We start from the raw sequence: 1602 nt of genomic DNA on the forward strand, positions 1-1602 counted from the left end.
CAGGGCAAACGCATCTTATTTACTAATAAAAACTAAGGGAGATTCCAAAATGACATCGATAATTGTAAAAGATGATTGAATGATAAATAAAATAAATCAAATATTTCTCAAAATCTAAATTAGCTTATCTTCAGCTAAATAACTAATCATCAATACTAAAATAATTTAATTATGAGCTACATAAGAATATATTTACTTAGAGAATAAATAAAACTTTTATGTAAAACATTCAACTCAAGTTTTAATGTACTATTTTAAGCTAACGCTAAAATACTTAGTAAATATTTGTTATCCATCGCCGCAAGAAACTGTTTATTTTTGATTCCGCGTTTGACACGCTTCTCTTTAGTTAAAAGATTGACTGCAATATGTCTAAGAATTGCAAAATTCTGTGGAGCATTATCTTTCCTAATCCTACAGTCATCTTCCTTCAAGGCGACATCCAATACCCAATGTAATGAATTCTCAACTCCCCAATGACTACGAATAGAATTAGCAAACTGTTCAGCATTATCTTCAAGGCTACTAATAAAATAACGAGTTTCAACTGTTGTTTTACCGTCTACTAAACGGACAGATTCTACCATACCAACACTATTAAAGTTTGACCAAACTGAATCTGGGTTAAGCAGAGACTGAATCTGAGATAACATCACATAGTGGCGGATTTCATGACGACCATGCCCAATTTCATCTGTTTTATATGTGCTATGCTCAATCCCCTCAAAATCTGTACTTATCCCTAACTGGAATAGTTTTTCAACTTCATCGTGAAGATTCCCTTGATTCTTTTTTAACGTAATTACATAATCTGCATCTTGCTCTGTAATTAATCTTACAATCTCTTTTTGACAACCGATTGCGTCAATTGTGACAATACATCCAGACAGCTCCAAGACTTTTAATAATTCTGGAATTGCTGTAATTTCATTTGATTTTTCGTCAACTTTAACTTGTCCCAATACTAATTTACTTGTAGTCGCCCAAGCACTTACTATTTGGATTGCACTTTGCTCACTACTTCTATCGTAAGAACCGCGTAAGGTTTTACCATCAATTGCAACAACTTCACCATTAGTCATCTGATGTATTGATTTCATCCAATTAACAAAACATGACTCGAATTGTTGAGGATTTATTTGTGAAAAAACTCGTGTAAATGTATCGTGGGACGGAATGCCATTTGGTAATTCTAAAAATGTTTTTAACCACTCATATTTCGCACATCCATAGGTCTCAACTGCCACCCAGCCATCGGCACCACAAATTACTGCTATTATTGCAATCGTCATGATATCGATTAAATTATGACGCTTTGTGCGATCTATTCGTGGGTCTTCTATTCCCAAAAAATGGTCAGCAATTGTGATTTTTGGCTTTAGCTTCATAGAGAGGCGAATAAGAATGAAATTCTTCTTTGGAGTTTCTGCAAGAATACCATATTCCTTGACAGGCAGCCGTTAGCTGCCTCTAACTCCCCTACACAATGATTATCATTACCATTTAGGTGAATATTTAATTTCCTGAAAGCCTTGTTTGATTGGGGTTTTGCTAAATTCTACTCTGATTCAGGCTCGTCAATATTTAGATGCGTTTGCCCTG

At 34.4% G+C, this 1602-nt stretch carries 1 protein-coding gene; it reads right to left on the bottom strand.

Going from position 1 to position 1602, the window contains the following annotated elements:
- Positions 1–254: 254 nt before the first annotated feature.
- Positions 255–1388 carry an ISAs1 family transposase gene (locus V7K25_RS16760; protein ID WP_335159674.1) on the bottom strand — a complete coding sequence of 378 codons (1134 nt, stop codon included), beginning with the start codon at positions 1386–1388 and terminating at the stop codon, positions 255–257.
- Positions 1389–1602 lie beyond the last annotated feature (214 nt).

Source organism: Nostoc sp. (assembly GCF_036919495.1).
Classification (GTDB): Bacteria; Cyanobacteriota; Cyanobacteriia; order Cyanobacteriales; family Nostocaceae; genus Nostoc.